This window comes from Gottfriedia sp. ABJ_BB2_2 (assembly GCF_055484705.1).
Genome location: NZ_JBVFKR010000007.1, coordinates 12,741 through 28,580 on the forward strand (window position 1 = coordinate 12,741; position 15,840 = coordinate 28,580).

Below are 15,840 nucleotides of genomic sequence, written 5' to 3' on the forward strand. Positions count from 1 at the left end.
GCTGCACTATTTTTTATTTATCTAGATTACCTTCAATTTTTTAGTAAGTATTCTACTTTCTTTGCTAGAAAAGGTTGAATAAGGGGATAAGTTAGATTCTTTGGAATTTCATCAAAGAATTCAATTTCAGCTATTTCTAAATTAGGCAATTTGCCTATATGATCAACTTCGGCAAAGAATAACTGTCCAAATGTTTGAGTTTGATGAACACTGACAGAGTAAATACAAAGGGATTTAATGTGAAACTTTATTGCACCAGTTTCTTCACTTAATTCTCTTTTGGCTGCTTCAATGATTGATTCATGTTTTTCTCGTTTTCCTCCAGGGATTTCCCATGTAGATCTATTTTTATGTTTTACAAAAATCCATTTCTCATTAAATCTTGCCATTATGACTGCGAAAGACAGTTCCTTTTCAGCTATTTCATCTAATTCGTGAAAATTTACTTGTGTCATTTTTAGCCTCTTAAAGCTTCTAATACAACTTGTGCTTCATACCCTTTAGCAAAGTCAATAATGACTGCTTCTTCACCTTTTAGCGCTTTTACAAGATTCGTAATTAATGAATCATTTAAAGATTGATCTATTTCAATCTTTTGAATTGGATCACCGATTTTAGCACCTTCAACATCCGCCCAGTTTACTAAAGATAATGTACCTTCAGTTCCATATGCAGTAAATTTGATTTCTTCAGTTCCTGCAATTTGACTTAGTCCATTCATTAAAATTGGGGTTTTGTCACTTAATTCTAAGCTTGCGATTATTCCAATCTCTGATGCTTTAGGATCGTCTGGGTACTGTATACTTTTATGTATTACTTTCATATCTCCAAAAATCTTTTGAATTTGTTGAATATAATGTACGCCTACTTCTAGAACATATCCACCTTGTTCCTTTGTTGCTACCCATTCATTTTGTTGCCAAGGTCTTGGCCAATTTGGAAAATGCATTTTTAATTCGATTCTTCTTAATTTTCCTACATATCCATCTTTAATAAGAGCTGCGAATGTTTTACTTCCTGGGCTGTAGTTTAATGGGAAATTCATTGCATGAAGAATTCCTTTTTCTTTGGCTTGATGATAAAGACTAAGTGCTTCTTCAGTAGAGTTTGCTAACGGTTTCTCACATAAAACGTTAATACCCTTATCAATCACATCAGAAACGACAGTATGGTGATATTTTGGAGGAACAGTAACGTAAACTAAATCTAATTCAGAATCTGCAAGCATCTCTTTGTGATTCGTATACTTATGAACTGTGTCAAGCTGATTAGCAATTTCCTGTAATCTTTCTTCAAGCGTATCACAAATCGCAACGATTTTTATTTCTGGATTGTTTAAAAATAAAGGGATTAATCGTTGACCGATTGCTCCAAGACCAATAATACCAACTTTAATCATAAGTAAAAACACCTTTCAAAAATGGATTTATTTTCATTATAGTAAGAAAAATGCATTTATTAAAGGTGAGATTTGAATTCAATAAAATGAATGATTTTTTTATTATTGTGACAAAAGTATTAGAAAATTCAGAAAACAAAAAGGGATAGTTCTTTAGGAGGGCGAATAAGAATAGTGAAAAAGTACTGGAGGTGAGTCAATGGAAATAAAACCTTACTATTATGACGGTAGTGGCCATGGTTATTTCTTTTTTCTGTCAGCATCATTAAAAAAACAAGAAATGATGAATGGTGAGACGAGAAAGTGCATAAGCGGGAATCCATACGAAATTGACTGGAATCAAGTGAGACAAAGTTGCTTCAAGTGAAAATAAAAAAGAGGTGTAGAAAATACACCTCTAGCAGTTCCCATCAATATCACAGCTTAATGAAGACTGTTCAACTTGTTTTTGGTTATTTAATGCTTTAATAAATGCTTCTTTACTTTGCACACCTTGTAAAACAGTGTCCCCGATAATAAAAGAAGGTACAGCATTGATAAATGATGGATTTTGAATTGATTGATCATAAGATGTACTTGAAACAGCTTCAATAAATAGAGAGCGATTAAGTCCAAGATTCTCAGCTATATCAGCTAATACGTTTTCATCGCCGATTTCTTTTCCTTTTGTCCAAAATTCAGCTAATACAGCTTGTGCATATTCAGAGCCTTTACCACGCTCATTTGCAAAAAGGAAGCCACGATGAGCTTTTTTAGTAGAAGGATGTGGATCCATTGTTGGTAAAATCATTTCGACTCCTAATTTTTCAGCAAGTGGTTGAACGCCAAACTTCCATCCTTGTTGAATATATGAACTATTAGGACTTAATGGCTCTGATCCTTCAGGGCGTAATTGGAACGGTTTCCATTCTACCTCAACATTTTCGACTTCTTTCAGTGCTTCTTCTAAAGGGTGTTTCCCTAAATAACAAAAAGGACATACATAATCAGAATAAACGGTAACTTTCACTATCATAAACCTCCTAAATCTATTAATGAAAGTATAAACATAATTGTTTGAAAATCACAATTTATATGTACTTAAATAGCAAACAAAAAAGAAATAGAGTGCAAATGACTCTATTTCTTCATAATTGAATGGTCAATGGGATCTTCATTCATTGGTTCTTTATTGTTTGAAAGCTCTTCGTAATCTTCTAGGAAAGCACTACGTCTTAAAAGTAGGACAATTAATAGTAAAAATCCGCATAATGATGTAAAAATCATGCCAGTCAGTAGACCACCTAAATACATAAAAGTGTCCATTGATGAGGTCAAAACAATCCAAATTAAGATAGAGATTATACCATCAGCTAAAACGAATGCTAGCGAACTAACTAAATAAGGTAAGAATTCACCGGTTTTCCTTGTTTTTGTAGACACATAACGATAACCAATTGGTACAGAAAGAAATATAATGAAACAGTAAAGTAATAAGAAAAAATCATGTAATGTCATTGTATAACACCTTACCTTTATTTGCTGGTAATATACTATATGCACAATGACAAGGTTTTTGGACAAAGAGTTTTTAATAATCGAAGTATTTTATTATTTAATAACTTTTATTTTTTTCTTAGTTGCTTCTTTTTCCGGTTTAACCGGTGAGAATTTGTCGAATTCTTCTTTAGTAGTGGGAACGACAATTTTACCTGATTTTATATTATCTTCATATAAAGAAATTTGCTCTTTTATATCTTTATTTAAATTTTTATCCTCATCTGATAATCGGACGCTATGATCTTTTATGCTAAATCTTAAAATTCTTCCACCTTGAAAGTTACCTTTAAGGGTTTTTGTGATTACTTCATCAATTGCTTTATCTACATCCTTTATTGCCGATGTAAGTGTTACGTTTTCTGGTAACCCCTCTTTATACTGGTCACGATCTACACCAATAACCCAAACTTTTTGACCATTTTTCTTCAACTTTTTCGCTTCTGAAAATACGCCTAATCCAGTCACGCCAGCTGCTTGATATATAACATCTGCACCTGCAGAGTAAATTGTTGAAGCTAATTTCGTCCCTTGTTCTGGTTGATCAAATGCTTTTGCATATTTTGAAATAACCTTTATTTTTGGGTCAATCGACTTTACTCCTGCTTTAAAACCGTACTCAAACTTTTCAATCAGTTTTCCTTTAGACCCTCCTATAAATCCAACTTTCATAGACTTAGTTGACATCGCTGCAACGATTCCTGCCAAAAAGGAGGATTGTTCCTCATGAAATGTAATACTGACTACATTTGGCTTTTCAACGATTGCATCTATTAATACATAATCATTTTTTTCATCTTTACTGATTACCTTTTTAAGCGGTTCTTTAAATGGATAACCTACAGCAAATATGAGGTCATAATCTTCTTTTGCAAATTTCTTTAAATGCTTTTGATAATCGTCCTCTGACTTTGCATTTAAATTCTTGAAGTTCTTATTCTCCTTCCAACCGTGTTTTTTACTCGTTTTCTCAATTGCCTCCCAAACTGCTTGATTCAATGAATGGTCTTTTATACCAGTTTTATTTGTGACGATTCCTATCTTTACATCCTTATTTTTATTCAACTCTTTAACATTATTATTTTGATTACTACAGCCTACGAAGATAAGACTGGCGATCGTAGTAAATGAAACTAGTTGGAAAAACTTTTTTTCCATTGGAATCCTCCATGAATTTATATTTAAAACTCTATTGTGTAAATTTCCCAATTTATGTATAAATCATTCTTTAAAGTGTTGGCATTTTCAGGTAACAAATGGTACTGTAACTAGTAGAAATGATTTAGATGGAGGCATGAGCGTGAAGCTTGTATTTTTAGGAACTGGAGCAGGAATGCCATCAAAAGGACGAAATGTAACGAGTATCGCATTACAGCTACTTGAAGAAAGAGGAACTACGTGGTTGATTGATTGTGGTGAAGCGACTCAGCATCAAATATTACATACGAATATTCGCCCAAGAAGAATTGAGAAAATATTCATCACTCATCTTCATGGTGATCATATTTTTGGATTACCCGGTTTATTGAGTAGCAGAACTTTTTTAGGTGGAGAAGATTTATTAACGATTTATGGACCTAAAGGAATTAAAGAGTATGTTGAAACTAGCTTTAGAATAAGTGGTACATATTTAAAATATCCAATTCAATTTAAGGAAATAATAGAAGGAATCATTTTTGAGGATGATACATTTTTAGTCAATGCAATTGAACTTGAGCATGGGGTTCAGTCATTTGGTTATCAGATAATAGAAAAGGATTTACCAGGAGAATTAAATGTTTCTGAATTGAAAAAACAAGGCATACAGCCGGGTCCGATTTATAAACTTTTAAAAGAAGGCAGAACTGTATCACTAGAAGATGGTAGAGTCCTTAATGGAAATGATTTTATCGGTTCTTCTAAAAAAGGACGAAAAGTTGCGATTGCAGGTGATACACGTATGACAGAAAAAAGTCAGTTACTTGCAAGAGGGATGGATGTAGTTGTACATGAATCTACATTTGCCGATGAAGAAACAAAGCATGCTTTCGACTATTTTCATAGTACAAGCACACAAGTAGCGACCGTTGCAAAAGAAGAAAAAATTCATACTTTGTTTTTAACACATATTAGTGCTAGATACCAAGGTGAATTATCAAATACATTATTACATGAGGCACGTTCGATTTTTGAAAACACTTTTATAGCAAATGATTTTGATGAATTTGATATAACCCGAGTTTAAATATGATTGTATAAAACGCATAAAAGACCACTTTAGTGACATGATATAGTTATTATGTGTAAAGGGAAGGTCGGGGCTTTGAAACTGTTAAAAGTTATCCTTTTATTTTGTGTAATTTTACTAAGTATTTCAAGTAATGTAAGTGCTGCAAGTAAAAATCGATATTATTATGAGAAGCAAGGTACTGCGATTTGGGAAGTGCCTGTTAAAGAAAAAGTGGTTGCAATTACTTTCGATGATGGCCCAAATGATTTATACACACCACAAGTATTAGATTTATTGAAAAAGTATAATGCAAAGGCAACCTTTTTTTTAATTGGTGAGAGAGTTACTAGATATCCAGAGGTTGCACTTAGAGAGATTGAAGAAGGACATGAAGTGGCGAATCACACATTTAGTCATGCCAGGCTTCAATACTTATCTGACGAACAAATTAGAAATCAGCTTGAAAAAACACATCAAGCAATCATTAATGCTACACACGTGGAACCTGTTTTATTCAGACCACCATTTGGATATTACAGTGAACGTTCAATCAACGCAGTACATGAGCTTGGCTATTTAACAGTAATGTGGTCTTGGCATCAAGATACATTTGATTGGTCTAATCCAGGTGTATATAAAATTGTTTCGAATGTGTTAAAAGATACGAGAAAAGGTGATATCGTTTTATTTCATGATCATGGTGGCGATCGAACACAAACGATTGACGCCCTAAAGCAAATTTTGCCTGCTTTACAAAAACAAGGATATCAATTTGTAACGGTATCACAATTGTTGGAATTAAAGGCAGGAGTTAAACTTCCAAAATTTTAATGTAAAAACCAGTACATTTTAGATGATTCTAAAATGTACTGGTTTTTTGTTTATTATTTTGAAACTATTGTTGATTTTAAGTATGCGATAGTTGATTACAACTCGGGTCCATAGAAAGTGGACCTTGCCTGCGTTTAAAGAGGTAGTCGTGGTTTTAGCATGCCTACCTTACTTTCCCTGCGGGGACTATAGCCTTACCGCTTTTCCAACAGGAGTCTCGACCCCTCCGATGTAATCTTCTTTTGTCATTATAGTTTCAGATTCATGAGCTTTTGTGTGATTTTAAATATACTTTTAAAAATTGGAAGAGGTAGATGTTTGCGTAGGCATTTAAAACAATTATGAGTAGAAGTGAGCCTAACAATTGTCTATTTATAAGTAAAAAACAGCTCTTCTACTTCTTAAGTCTGATATAAAACCATTCCTCAGGCCATTATTCATACGCAAAAACTTGTATAAGATAGGAGTATAAGTTGAAAGGAGGCGAACGAGGGCATGAAAAAATTTTTAATGTTTATCCTCGTACTAATATTAATTAGTGTTGCTTTAGCGAATTTAGGTGGATTAATTGCATTAGGACTTGGGTTACTGATTACGTATTACAGTTTTAAAAAGTTTATGAAAACAGATTCAATCTTTATGAAAATAGTTTGGGCGATTATTGGTTTAATCGGATTATCGATTGCAATAAGTGGTCTTCCTTCATTAATAGGAGTAGCAGCGGCTGTGTTACTTTATTACCTATATAAGGATTATAAAAACCAAAAAAGCTTTAAAGAAGATGAATTTAACATTTATGATGAAAACTTTAAACCATTAAAATAAGAGGAGTGTTGAACATGAAAAACTTATTTACTCGTATTAAAGATCAAATCTCTGCAGACTTACACGGAATTTTAGATGAAAAAGAGCATAAAAATCCAATTTCTCAATTAAATTATTTTATCAAACAATCAGAAAACGAATTAAGTAAAGTAAGAGGTTTACTAGAAAGACACTACTCACTACGTACGAAATTCCAGGTAGAACGCGAAAGTGCGCTTCAAATGGTAACAAAACGTGAAGAACAATTACAAGTAGCTACTGAAGCTGGTGTAGAAGACTTAACGAAGCGTGCAAATGAGGACCTTGCTTTTTATAAAGAGCAAGCAGAAAAATTTGCTGCACTAATTACTAAAACAGAAGAAGAAATTAACTTTATGCATGAGCAAGTTGATCAAATTGAAAAAAAGTTAAAAGAGCTTCATACAAAAAAGTTTGATTTAATGTCTCGTCAAAATATGGCGCACGCAACAAAGAAAATCAATGAAACTCACCACTTACTAAACAGTAAAATGCCATCAATTGATTTCAACTATTTTGAAAAGCAAATTCGTGATTTAGAGCTTCGTGTTCGTTCAGAATTTGACCTTCAAACATTTGATTATAAAATTGAACAATTAAAAAAGGATTTAAAAAATACTTTTAAACAAGAAGCTTAATAGAAAAGGGAAGAGAGTAAATCTCTTCTCTTTTTTGTGCATATAGATTGTTTTTCTAAGCAATTTTGACCCTAGGAAGTATTGATTGAGAATATAAGAATCATTGAATAGTTAATTACAATCAGGGGACAATAAATCTATCTTAAAATGTAAGGAATGATTCTTTTGGGACAGACACTATATGAAAAATTTGGTGAAGAAGATGCTATTTCGAAAGTAGTTGATTACTTTTACTCTGAATTAGTACTAAAAGACAAAACAGTAAGTCATTTTTTTGAGCATACTGATATGGAAAAACAAAGAAAGCATCAAGCGAAGTTTTTAAGCTTTGCATTAGGTGGCCCTAATCAATATTCGGGGAAATCTATGGCCAAGGCACACGAGGGCATGAATCTCCAACCTGAGCATTTTAATGCAATCGCAAAACATTTACAGGATGCATTAGCGCACTTTGGAGTAAGTGAAAGTGATATTGATCAGGCTATCACAAAAGTTGCCTCATTGAAAGACGATATTTTATATAAATAGTGTAAGTTTTTACTATTTCCGTACAGAGAAATCACTTTTTATAAGTGATTTTTTTTAGTTCTCATATTAATAAATTCATAAAAAAGTCAATTCTCTTAGGAATGGAAAATAATTTACATGATAAAATAGAATAAGTAATATTTTCATGGAATGAAATCCTTATTAAGTCAATATAATTAACATGTTGTGTATACTCTAATGTCATTTTAATAAATATTTGCTAACTCGTATCTGAAGTTAGAGGTACTTTGACAAAAAGAGCGAATGTATTAGGAAACAAGGATTCTATTTGACTTGAGGATCGTAGATTCTTTAAATGTTAAAGAAGTTTCTTTGTAAAAAATATAAAACAATATGAGTAAGTAAATGAACGAAAGTAGGGATAAAGTGAGAATTAAAGGAAATATCGTAAAAAAACATGAAGTAGTACATTGTATGGTGTCAACAGAGGCACAATTTGCGTGGGAACTACTAAAGAAAACAAACTATCGTTGTATTCCAGTACTAAGTGAAGATGATAAGCAATATGTTGGTAACCTATATAGAGTAGATTTAGCTGAGTATTTAGTAGAAAATGACTCTTTACATGGAAAAACGGTAAATGATTTTGTGCGAAAAGAATGTGATCCGATTTCTGAGGATTCACCTTTCTTTAAAGTATTCTTTACAATTAAAAGATTTCCATATTTAGCTGTAGTAAATGATTTAAACGAGTTTGTTGGTATCTTAACACATAAAACTGTATTTGAACTATTAGAGGAAGCATGGGGACTAAAAGATGGTGGTTATTCATTAACTGTTAGTACAATGGAGCATGTTGGTGCTTTATCTAGATTAGCAAATATTGTAAACAAATATGCAAATGTAAAAAGCTGTATTACTTTAGATAGTGATTCAGTATATAGAAGAATTTTAATAACAATTCCTCCAACAATTAGTGAAGAACACTACAAAAAGTTAAAAGAAGCCATTCTTAAAAAAGAGTTTCATATTATTCATGAGGAAGTATCCGTTAAAAGTTAACACATATGATTTGGAGCAAGGTATTTATTACCTTGCTTTTTTATCTTTCATTTTTGATTAATTAATGATTAAAACTATTTTTTATTGAGTGAAAGTTCATTTTAAAAATGAAACCATATTACGCAATTATTAGTGCGTTACGACAGGACGTCGCCTACTTTTTTTGAGGAGGCTCAGGTCTCGCCCCTAAAAAAAGAGCATCCTGTAGTGGAAATCAAACTAATATTACTTTTTATAGAAAGTTTATATTTCAACAAAGCAAAATGACCACATCTAGTGGTCATTCTTATTTAGAAATGCATTAATAGATTGGTTAATTGAATCTAACTTAGTAATGAAGTCCTTTTTGATGACCAGGAGAGTTGTGTCAAATTGGGAATAGGTTTTAGAGTTGGTTTTTGGTTCTACCATTGAATTCCCAACAACATAACTAATTGTGATAAACCCTATTAGAATGATAAGTGTAACGATTAATGCAATTGTGATGAGAATACGTTTAATACTAGCCCGTAATACCCTGTTGTTTGTTAATTTCATCATTAAACTCTCCTCCTTAGGACAACGTACAGTTACCTGTATCATTCTATTACCTAAAGAGCAGAGTCATGACAAGCTTATTAAATTTTTAATATTTTTTCATATTCCTCTTGTATTTCTCTTGAACGAACAGTTGCTTCAATAAAACAATTTAAAAATGATGAAGCGACTTCGCGGTCTTCTAATACAGAGACACCTGCTTCAGTTGTTCCGTTTGGACTAGTAACTTTTTTTCTTAAGGTCAGTGGCGATTTATTTGTTTCTTGTAGCATTGAAATTGAACCAAGTAATGTTTGCTGAATAAATGGTTTTGCAATATCTCGGTGGATACCAAGTGACATCGCTGCTCTTTCAAATTGTTCAACTACAAAATATATATAGGCAGGTCCGCTACCAAATAATCCTGTCATTGCGTGTAATTCGTTTTCCTCAACTTTTGCTACAATTCCTACACGTTCAAATAATCGTTTTGCGATTTGCGCTTTTTCAAATGGCAGGTCTTCACTATATGAAATAGCAGTAGCTGATTTTCGAACTAATGAGGATGTTGTAGGCATGGCTCTTACAATATTTATCGATTCTTTACCTAGTAATTGTCTTATCGTATTAATTGAGACACCTGCAACTAATGAAATGATAAGTTGTTTCTCATTGATTAAATCCTTACATTGTTCAAGTGCTGCTCCGACATCCTTTGGCTTCATAGCTAAAAACACAACGCTTGCACCTGTAATCGCAAGCTGTCTGTTAGAAGTAGCTAATACGCCATACTTGGTATGTAAACTATCAAGACGCTCAAGATCCTCTTTATTTGTAATGGCAATTTGATCACTTTCAAGATAGCCACTATCTAGCAATCCAACTATTAATGCTTCTGCAATACTACCTGCACCGATAAACGCAACTTTTCCAAGAAACATTACATTTCACCTCACCTATATTGTAATAGATATTTATATTAGAGAAATGATTTGTATATTCCTTGTTGACAACGTCTAAAAAATTAATTTTATTTGTTTTTTAAGCGATGTTAATGTTTTTTAATGATAATTTAATTAAATCTTTATTCTATTTGTTTATTGAAATGAAAGACGTTTACTTTTGAAACATAACAATCTATAAAAAAGTTAATAAAACTTAAAAAGGCGAGACGAAAGAGACGCGTTCTAACTCATACAAATGCATATGCCCTAAATGCTGGCTTTCCTCACGCATAAAAAGTTATGTATATAGGTATTAAAAATCGATATCATTTTCCAATAACCTTACCTTTAAGGGAAAAGATATAATTAATTTTGTGAAAGATGATTTATTATTTTAGATAAGTTGATTAAAATGGAGTATAGTTAATAGTTAATAGTTAAATAGGTAAATTCTTAGTTTGTCATTCATCTTTTGTATATTAGAATATATTTATATAGATTCACATAAGGAGGCATTACATGATTCCTACTAATAAAATCCACAGTATTACCCTTCCGGTTCCGTATGCGATGAAAACAGTAAATGTTTTTTTAGTAGAAGGTGATTTATTAACTTTAATTGATACCGGAACAAATACACCTGAAACTTTAGAAGCATTAAAAAGTGGTGTAAAGTCAATTGGTTACGATTTAAGTGATATTGAACAAGTCATCTTAACACATCATCATCCAGATCATTCAGGACTTCTTGAAGTATTTAAAGAGGATGTAAAGATTTTAGGGCATGAACGAAATAGACCATATCTTACACAAGAACAAACTTTTTTAGACTACTACAACGAATATTTTATTGATAACGCAAGAAAATATGGTGTTCCAGATCTATTTGTAAAAAAAATGCCTCGTTCGATTAAAAAAATCCCTTACTCATGCAAACGTTCATTAACTGATGTAATTAGTGAAGGCGATCAGCTAGAAAGTTTATTTAATGTCAAAGTACTTTATACACCAGGACATGCAACTTCACATATTGCATTATTTAGTGAAGATGATGGGATTGCATTTGGTGGTGATTTATTACTCGATAAGGTGTCATCAAATCCATTACTTGAACCACCATTAGAAGGTGAACTTGAACGACCAAAGCCTTTAATTCAGTATAATCATTCTTTACAAAGAATAGCTGAGTTACCGATTACGAAATTGTATACAGGACATGGCGAGCCAGTTACTGATGTAAAAGGTTTAGTCGAGATCAGATTAGAAAAACAAAGAGCTAGAGCAGAAAAAGTATTAGAAATGATCAGGAAGCAACCATTAACAGCTTTTGAAGTATGTCAGATGTTATTTCCAAAAATTTATGAAAAACAGCTATCACTCACTTTATCTGAAACGATTGGTCAACTAGATTATTTAGAGAATCTAGGATATATTCGTTTAGATGAAAGAAATGATGGTATACTTGTTTATAAAGCGAATGAGCATTCAGTCAGTAATTGAGGTGGAAATGTTTGAGGTTAAGGAACCAAACAATCGTTATTACAGGAGCATCTAGTGGTCTAGGTAAAGACTTAGCATTTTCTGCAGCAAAAGAAGGTGCAAATGTTGTTCTGATTGCAAGAAGAGAAGAAGAACTGAAAAATTTAAAGACAAAGCTAGAAGAAATGTATCCCGTTAAATGTCATTATTTTGTCGTAGATGTGACAGATGAAAACCTAGTATATGATGCATTCCATCAAATTGAAGATCAGTTTGACGGAATTGATGTTTTAATAAATAATGCCGGATATGGTCTTTTTCAAACTGTTGAACAGATGTCACTCCAAGATATGAAGCAAATGTTTGAAGTGAATGTCTTTGGCGTAATGTGCTGCTCTAAGCTGGCCCTTTCTTCAATGAAGCTAAAAGGTAAGGGACATATTATCAATATTGCATCTTTAGCAGGTAAAGTGGCTACATCTAAAGCAGCTGCTTATGCTGGTTCGAAACATGCAGTTCTTGGGTTTAGTAATGCTTTACGTCAGGAAGTTGAAAAAGATGGGATCTTCATCACCAATGTTAATCCTGGACCAATGGATACACCATTTTTTGAAATCGCCGACGAATCAGGTTCTTATGCAAAATCTGTTCGGAAAATGATGCTAGACCCTGAAAAAGTTGCATCAAAGGTTATCTCTTTAATTGGTCATGATATACATGATGTTGATTTACCTTCATGGATGGGAATTGGTGCAAAGATTTACTCCCTATTCCCGAAAATAAGTCATCGAGTCATGATGAAGTTTGGAAATAAAAAATAATATATAAAACAAAAATAGCTTAGAGTCTAGTCTCTAGGCTATTTTTTTGTTCCATTAAAAAATGATTGTCTATGCTTTCCTTTAAGTGAGCGTATTTTCTTTTTCTAGTCTAACTTTTTACACGCTCAACTATATATAGTAATAAGCATGAAATGAAAGTTGGTGGAGTAGTGTGGCAAAGCGAGAATATTTAATCAAACCGCTTGTAGGAGAAATCTATCCAACAATTGATCGAGGTGAATCAATCTACTTATGGGACAAGCAAGGAAAAAAATATATTGATGGTTCATCAGGTGCTGTGGCTGCAAGTATTGGGCATGGTGTAAAGGAAGTAATTGATGAAATGGTTGGTCAAGCAAAAAAGGTGGCATTTGTATATAGATTGCAGTTTACTAGTGATGCAGCTGAAAATCTAGCAAAAAAAATAAGTGAGCTAACCCCAGGTGATTTAAACTGGAGTTTTTTTGTCAACAGTGGTACAGAAGCAACAGAAACAGCTATGAAAATGGCCATTCAGCATTTTCAAGAAAGAGGCATGCATACAAAAACAAAAATCATTTCAAGAATGATGAGTTACCATGGTATTACAATTGGTGCGTTATCCATGTCAGGTCACCCCCTTAGAAGAAAACGGTTTACTAGTTTACTTGAGGATTACCCAATGGTTGAAGCGCCGTATTGTAAACGTTGTCCATACGGTTTAGAAAAAGGTAAATGTGAACTATTATGTGCTACTTCGCTTGAACGGACAATCCAAAAATTAGGAGCAGAAAATGTAGCTGCATTTATCGCAGAACCAATTGTTGGTGCAGCGGGTGCAGCATTAACTCCGCCAAAAGGCTATTACGAAAAAATTAGAGAAATATGTACAAAACATGATGTGTTGTTTATTGCAGACGAGGTAATGACTGGAATAGGTAGAACAGGAGAAATGTTTGGTATGCAGCATTGGAATTGTGTACCTGATATTTTAGTGTTAGGAAAAGGTTTGGCTGCAGGGTACACACCTATTGCTGCTGCGGTTGCTAGTGATCGTGTCATGCAGCCAATTATTGAAGGTAGCCGACTTGTCATGAGTGGTCATACATTTAGTGCGAATCCACTTTCTGCAAGTGTGGCATTAGCTGTTTTACAGTATGTTGAGAAGAATAATCTAGTCCAAAATGCTAAAAATCAAGGTAAGAAAATAATGAATACTTTAAAAGAATGGAAAAAGCAATTTCCATTCATATTTGATGTGCGCGGTGAAGGATTACTAATTGGAATTGAGCTCGATGAAAATGTTTTTGAGAAACATAGTTTAACAAACCAAGTTATTAAGATTGCGAGAGATAAAGGACTTTTACTTTATCCAGCTGTAAGTGGACCGAATGGACGATTGGAAAATAGTTTTTTACTTTCGCCACCACTTGTGATCACAGAGCAACAAGTTGATGAATTATTGAATGTTTTAAAAGAGGTATTTCATGAATTATCTCAGTATGTGAAAGGGGTCATTTAATGCAAATCAATACATTTGGGAAAATAATTCGTATTGAGGAAGCTTTGTCATTCTTTCAAGATGATATGGTACTTATGTTTGGCGGCTTTGGGGGAATTGGTAATCCTCCTACTTTGATAAAAGGCATTTTAGAAAAAGGGGTCAAAAATTTAACATTAATAGGAAATGATACAGGTTTTCCAGATGTAGGTATTGGGCAGCTAGTTACTGCAAAAAGGGTCAGCAAAATGATTACAACTCATATTGGATCAAACCCAAATGCTGGTAAACAAATGACAGATGGTACTTTAGATATTGAATTTAGTCCTCAAGGAACGTTTATCGAACGGGTAAGAGCTGGCGGTGTAGGATTGGGTGGTGTACTAGTCGATATTGGAATTGATAGTGTAATAGATATCAATAAACAAAGAGTTACTGTATCAGGTAAAGAATATTTAGTGGAAACACCTTTAAATGCAGATGTTTCAATTGTTTATGCGAAAAAAGCTGATCCTTTTGGTAATTTAGTTTTCGACAAAAGTGCCCGTAATTCGAACCCATATGTGGCAATGGCTGGGAATATTACGATTGTAGAGGTTGATGAAATCGTTCCTTTAGGTGCACTAGACCCAGAGGAAATCATTGTTCCAGGCGCATTCGTTCATTATATTGTTCAATCGGAAGGAGTGGATTGGAAGTGGGTCTGGGAAAAATAACTGCTCGAGAAGTCATGGCCAAACGAGCAGCACAAGAAGTAAAAAACGGTATGATTGTAAATCTTGGTATTGGTATTCCTTCACTTATTCCAAACTATTTAGCAAAAGATGCATCAGTTATGTTTCACGCTGAAAACGGTGTGTTAGGGATGGGACCGACTCCTAAGAAGGGGGAGGAAGATGGAAATTTGTGCAATGCAGCAGGTCTACCTGTCACACTAATTCCTGGTTCAAGTTATTTCGATAGCAGTATTGCTTTTGCCATCATTCGTAGGGGTTTATTAGATTTAACAGTGTTAGGTGCATTAGAAGTCAGCCAAAATGGAGACTTAGCCAATTGGATTGTTCCAGGTAAAAGAGTACCAGGCATCGGAGGCGCAATGGACCTAGCACAAAAGTCGAAAAAAGTGATCGTTCTAATGAATCATACAAATAAAAATGGCGAACCCAAAATTGTTTCAAAATGTAGTCTACCTCTAACGTCTCCTAAATGTGTTGACTTAATTATTACAGAAATGGCTGTCATTGAAGTGAAAAAAGATAGTAGAGAATTATGGCTTAATGAAGTAATGGCACCTTACACAATACGTGATGTGATAGATAAGACAGGTGCACCACTTTTTGTAAATAAAGATATTATTGTTCACAATTGGGAGTGACTAATGTACGTAGGAGATTCTTGATGGGGAAATCCAACAGGTGTAAATCCAACAGGTGTAAATCGCCTAAGAGATTTACCCTATGCTCCACATAATGAGAGTATCCTGTTGTAGAAATTAATCATCTTTTTAAGCGTTTTTTAACAAATTTTCTAAACATTTTATTATGTTTTGTCGATAAATAGGAGGTTTGTGAAAAGCTTGTCTCATGTTATTAT

The 15,840-nt window shown here is 33.3% G+C and carries 19 protein-coding genes; 12 read left to right on the top strand and 7 right to left on the bottom strand.

Going from position 1 to position 15,840, the window contains the following annotated elements:
- Positions 1-32: 32 nt before the first annotated feature.
- Both ACX6U0_RS15125 and ACX6U0_RS15130 read right to left on the bottom strand, forming a co-directional pair.
- Complete coding sequence (locus tag ACX6U0_RS15125; RefSeq protein ID WP_464960717.1) at positions 33-455, bottom strand: NUDIX hydrolase; 423 nt, start codon at positions 453-455, stop codon at positions 33-35.
- A 2-nt stretch (positions 456-457) separates the two neighbouring features.
- Complete coding sequence (locus ACX6U0_RS15130) at positions 458-1,399, bottom strand: Gfo/Idh/MocA family protein (RefSeq protein ID WP_464960718.1); 942 nt, start codon at positions 1,397-1,399, stop codon at positions 458-460.
- A gap of 199 nt (positions 1,400-1,598) precedes the next feature.
- On the opposite strand from ACX6U0_RS15130, the gene ACX6U0_RS15135 reads away from it, so the two are divergent.
- Positions 1,599-1,766, top strand: a complete 168-nt coding sequence (locus ACX6U0_RS15135; RefSeq protein ID WP_464960719.1) for a hypothetical protein — start codon at positions 1,599-1,601, stop codon at positions 1,764-1,766.
- A 30-nt stretch (positions 1,767-1,796) separates the two neighbouring features.
- Here the strand turns inward: ACX6U0_RS15135 and ACX6U0_RS15140 are convergent, their stop codons facing one another.
- The 3 genes from ACX6U0_RS15140 to ACX6U0_RS15150 form a co-directional block, all read right to left on the bottom strand.
- Entirely contained in the window at positions 1,797-2,408 is a 612-nt protein-coding gene (locus ACX6U0_RS15140) for a DsbA family oxidoreductase (RefSeq protein WP_464960720.1), read from the bottom strand.
- 110 nt (positions 2,409-2,518) lie between these two features.
- Positions 2,519-2,896 carry a hypothetical protein gene (locus ACX6U0_RS15145; protein ID WP_464960721.1) on the bottom strand — a complete coding sequence of 126 codons (378 nt, stop codon included), beginning with the start codon at positions 2,894-2,896 and terminating at the stop codon, positions 2,519-2,521.
- Between the two features lie 93 nt (positions 2,897-2,989).
- Positions 2,990-4,093, bottom strand: coding sequence for a BMP family lipoprotein (locus tag ACX6U0_RS15150; protein WP_464960722.1), 1,104 nt, complete (start codon positions 4,091-4,093; stop codon positions 2,990-2,992).
- 142 nt (positions 4,094-4,235) lie between these two features.
- On the opposite strand from ACX6U0_RS15150, the gene rnz reads away from it, so the two are divergent.
- The 6 genes from rnz (at position 4,236) to cbpA (ending at position 9,007) form a co-directional block, all read left to right on the top strand.
- On the top strand, positions 4,236-5,159 hold the full coding sequence (rnz, locus tag ACX6U0_RS15155; protein WP_464960723.1) for a ribonuclease Z: 924 nt from the start codon (positions 4,236-4,238) through the stop codon (positions 5,157-5,159).
- 78 nt (positions 5,160-5,237) lie between these two features.
- The gene (locus ACX6U0_RS15160) at positions 5,238-5,975 is read left to right on the top strand and encodes a polysaccharide deacetylase family protein (RefSeq protein WP_464960724.1); all 738 of its coding nucleotides are present in this window, start codon (positions 5,238-5,240) and stop codon (positions 5,973-5,975) included.
- A gap of 495 nt (positions 5,976-6,470) precedes the next feature.
- The gene (locus ACX6U0_RS15165; RefSeq protein ID WP_464960725.1) at positions 6,471-6,800 is read left to right on the top strand and encodes a lmo0954 family membrane protein; all 330 of its coding nucleotides are present in this window, start codon (positions 6,471-6,473) and stop codon (positions 6,798-6,800) included.
- 14 nt (positions 6,801-6,814) lie between these two features.
- On the top strand, positions 6,815-7,456 hold the full coding sequence (locus ACX6U0_RS15170; protein ID WP_464960726.1) for a PspA/IM30 family protein: 642 nt from the start codon (positions 6,815-6,817) through the stop codon (positions 7,454-7,456).
- A gap of 156 nt (positions 7,457-7,612) precedes the next feature.
- Positions 7,613-7,984, top strand: coding sequence for a group I truncated hemoglobin (locus ACX6U0_RS15175; protein WP_464960727.1), 372 nt, complete (start codon positions 7,613-7,615; stop codon positions 7,982-7,984).
- A gap of 366 nt (positions 7,985-8,350) precedes the next feature.
- Positions 8,351-9,007 carry a cyclic di-AMP binding protein CbpA gene (gene cbpA, locus ACX6U0_RS15180; protein WP_464960728.1) on the top strand — a complete coding sequence of 219 codons (657 nt, stop codon included), beginning with the start codon at positions 8,351-8,353 and terminating at the stop codon, positions 9,005-9,007.
- 273 nt (positions 9,008-9,280) lie between these two features.
- On the opposite strand, the gene ACX6U0_RS15185 is transcribed toward cbpA, so the two are convergent.
- On the bottom strand, positions 9,281-9,547 hold the full coding sequence (locus tag ACX6U0_RS15185; RefSeq protein ID WP_464960729.1) for a hypothetical protein: 267 nt from the start codon (positions 9,545-9,547) through the stop codon (positions 9,281-9,283).
- Positions 9,548-9,624: 77 nt separating this feature from the next.
- Positions 9,625-10,464 carry a pyrroline-5-carboxylate reductase gene (gene proC / locus ACX6U0_RS15190; RefSeq protein WP_464960730.1) on the bottom strand — a complete coding sequence of 280 codons (840 nt, stop codon included), beginning with the start codon at positions 10,462-10,464 and terminating at the stop codon, positions 9,625-9,627.
- Between the two features lie 522 nt (positions 10,465-10,986).
- On the opposite strand from proC, the gene ACX6U0_RS15195 reads away from it, so the two are divergent.
- The 5 genes from ACX6U0_RS15195 to ACX6U0_RS15215 all read left to right on the top strand — a co-directional run bounded on the left by ACX6U0_RS15195 (position 10,987) and on the right by ACX6U0_RS15215 (position 15,622).
- Complete coding sequence (locus ACX6U0_RS15195) at positions 10,987-11,967, top strand: MBL fold metallo-hydrolase (protein WP_464960731.1); 981 nt, start codon at positions 10,987-10,989, stop codon at positions 11,965-11,967.
- An 11-nt stretch (positions 11,968-11,978) separates the two neighbouring features.
- Positions 11,979-12,767: an SDR family NAD(P)-dependent oxidoreductase gene (locus ACX6U0_RS15200; RefSeq protein ID WP_464960732.1), complete on the top strand. Its 789-nt coding sequence runs from the start codon at positions 11,979-11,981 to the stop codon at positions 12,765-12,767.
- 172 nt (positions 12,768-12,939) lie between these two features.
- Entirely contained in the window at positions 12,940-14,268 is a 1,329-nt protein-coding gene (locus ACX6U0_RS15205) for an aspartate aminotransferase family protein (RefSeq protein WP_464960733.1), read from the top strand.
- A gap of 65 nt (positions 14,269-14,333) precedes the next feature.
- A complete protein-coding gene (locus tag ACX6U0_RS15210) occupies positions 14,334-14,963 on the top strand; it encodes a CoA transferase subunit A (protein ID WP_464960883.1) in 630 nt (209 codons plus the stop codon).
- Entirely contained in the window at positions 14,945-15,622 is a 678-nt protein-coding gene (locus ACX6U0_RS15215; RefSeq protein WP_464960734.1) for a 3-oxoacid CoA-transferase subunit B, read from the top strand. The genes ACX6U0_RS15210 and ACX6U0_RS15215 overlap by 19 nt, the downstream gene beginning before the upstream one ends.
- The last annotated feature ends 218 nt before the right edge of the window (positions 15,623-15,840 follow it).

What these genes read in the sequence shown, in the direction of transcription:
- ACX6U0_RS15125 (WP_464960717.1), bottom strand. Translation starts at nt 455, where the DNA reads ATGACACAAGTAAATTTTCACGAATTAGATGAAATAGCTGAAAAGGAA.
- ACX6U0_RS15130 (WP_464960718.1), bottom strand. Translation starts at nt 1,399, where the DNA reads ATGATTAAAGTTGGTATTATTGGTCTTGGAGCAATCGGTCAACGATTA.
- ACX6U0_RS15135 (WP_464960719.1), top strand. Translation starts at nt 1,599, where the DNA reads ATGGAAATAAAACCTTACTATTATGACGGTAGTGGCCATGGTTATTTC.
- ACX6U0_RS15145 (WP_464960721.1), bottom strand. Translation starts at nt 2,896, where the DNA reads ATGACATTACATGATTTTTTCTTATTACTTTACTGTTTCATTATATTT.
- ACX6U0_RS15150 (WP_464960722.1), bottom strand. Translation starts at nt 4,093, where the DNA reads ATGGAAAAAAAGTTTTTCCAACTAGTTTCATTTACTACGATCGCCAGT.
- ACX6U0_RS15165 (WP_464960725.1), top strand. Translation starts at nt 6,471, where the DNA reads ATGAAAAAATTTTTAATGTTTATCCTCGTACTAATATTAATTAGTGTT.
- ACX6U0_RS15170 (WP_464960726.1), top strand. Translation starts at nt 6,815, where the DNA reads ATGAAAAACTTATTTACTCGTATTAAAGATCAAATCTCTGCAGACTTA.
- ACX6U0_RS15175 (WP_464960727.1), top strand. Translation starts at nt 7,613, where the DNA reads ATGATTCTTTTGGGACAGACACTATATGAAAAATTTGGTGAAGAAGAT.
- cbpA (WP_464960728.1), top strand. Translation starts at nt 8,351, where the DNA reads ATGAACGAAAGTAGGGATAAAGTGAGAATTAAAGGAAATATCGTAAAA.
- ACX6U0_RS15185 (WP_464960729.1), bottom strand. Translation starts at nt 9,547, where the DNA reads ATGATGAAATTAACAAACAACAGGGTATTACGGGCTAGTATTAAACGT.
- proC (WP_464960730.1), bottom strand. Translation starts at nt 10,464, where the DNA reads ATGTTTCTTGGAAAAGTTGCGTTTATCGGTGCAGGTAGTATTGCAGAA.
- ACX6U0_RS15195 (WP_464960731.1), top strand. Translation starts at nt 10,987, where the DNA reads ATGATTCCTACTAATAAAATCCACAGTATTACCCTTCCGGTTCCGTAT.
- ACX6U0_RS15210 (WP_464960883.1), top strand. Translation starts at nt 14,334, where the DNA reads ATGGTACTTATGTTTGGCGGCTTTGGGGGAATTGGTAATCCTCCTACT.